The organism is Kitasatospora sp. NPDC004799 (genome assembly GCF_040609095.1).
In the GTDB taxonomy this organism is placed as follows: Bacteria; Actinomycetota; Actinomycetes; order Streptomycetales; family Streptomycetaceae; genus Kitasatospora.
Map to the genome: position 1 here is coordinate 1 of NZ_JBEXJK010000800.1, position 1366 is coordinate 1366.

Here is a 1366-nt window from a genome sequence, read left to right on the forward strand (position 1 = left end):
TCCGGTCGTACACCGTCTCCAGCGTCACCGACGCCACCTCGCGGGCCTTGTCGGCGCCGATCGCCAGCACCCGGTCCAGCTCCGCCGGGTCGTCCCGGGCACAGCTCAAGCAGACCAGCTCGGCGGGCCCGTGTGGGGCCCCAGTCCGGCCCTGCGCCGACTGGTACTGCGAGGGCCACCCTGGGTCCGCCGCCGCACCGGCGGGTCCGCCACACTGGACGCATGGAACGCAGCAAGGAGATCGCCGACTTCCTCCGCACCCGGCGCGCCGCGATCGGGCCGGAGGCGGCCGGGCTGCCCGCGGACGGCCGGGTCCGGCGGGTGCCCGGACTGCGCCGGGACGAGGTCGCCCGGCTCGCCGGGGTCAGCACGGAGTACTACACGCGGCTGGAGCAGGGCCGGGCCGGCCACCCGTCCTCCGAGGTCGTCCAGGCGCTGGCCCGCACCCTGCAATTGGACGCCTCGGAGCGCGAACACCTCGCCGACCTGCTGCTCCCCGCACCGCACGCGGCCCGCCGCGCACCGGAGCGGCCGCAGCGGGTCAGGCCCGGGCTCCACCTGATGCTGGAGACCCTGGCGCACGTTCCGGCGTTCGTCATCGGCCGGCGCACCGACGTGCTGGCCACCAACCGCCTGGCCCGCGAGGTCCTCACCGACTTCGACGCGCTCCCGGCCACCCGGCGCAACCTGGCCCGCTACTACCTGCTGGACCCGCGGGCCAGGGAGCGGGTCGGCGACTGGGCGACGATCGCCGCCGAGACCGTCGCGATGCTCCGGCTGGAGGCCGGCCGCCACCCCGACGACCGCCGGCTCGCCGAGCTGATCGGTGAACTGACGCTACGCTGCCCGGAGTTCCCCGCCTGGTGGAGCGACCACAAGGTGCTCCGCCGCACGCACGGCGCCAAGCACTACGTCCATCCGGTCGTCGGCGAGCTGCACTTCTCCTACGAGTCCTTCCAGGTCCCCGGCGACACCGAGCAGACGCTCTGCGTCTACTCCGTCGAACCCGCCTCGCCCACCGCCGAGGCCCTCCGCCTGCTGGCCGACCTGAGCGCCCCGGCCGCGCACTGACGCCGGCCGCGCGGCCCGCGCGGGTGTCCGGACGCGGGAAATCGGCTCGCGGAATGATGTGACGTTCCGTCATTTCCACCGGGCCGTACCGACTGCGGCCGCCGTCGATCCGAATCCCCGATTGTCAGTGGCATCGGCTACGGTCGCCGACAACTCGACGGAATCCGCGTCACGGGGAGGTTCGACGACGATCCACTGCCGCATTCTCCGGGCCTTCCCGGCCTTCCGGGAACCCGCCCGAAAAGCACGGTCGTGGGGGGGGGGGGGGGCGGGCGCGGGGGGGGGGGGGGGGGGG

Annotated in this window: 1 protein-coding gene; it reads left to right on the plus strand. The window is 74.6% G+C overall.

Going from position 1 to position 1366, the window contains the following annotated elements:
* Positions 1-222 precede the first annotated feature (222 nt).
* Positions 223-1071 (plus strand): helix-turn-helix transcriptional regulator, encoded by an 849-nt coding sequence (locus tag ABZW03_RS40905; RefSeq protein WP_355269964.1) that lies wholly within the window; start codon positions 223-225, stop codon positions 1069-1071.
* Positions 1072-1366 lie beyond the last annotated feature (295 nt).

What these genes read in the sequence shown, in the direction of transcription:
- ABZW03_RS40905 (WP_355269964.1), top strand. Translation starts at nt 223, where the DNA reads ATGGAACGCAGCAAGGAGATCGCCGACTTCCTCCGCACCCGGCGCGCC.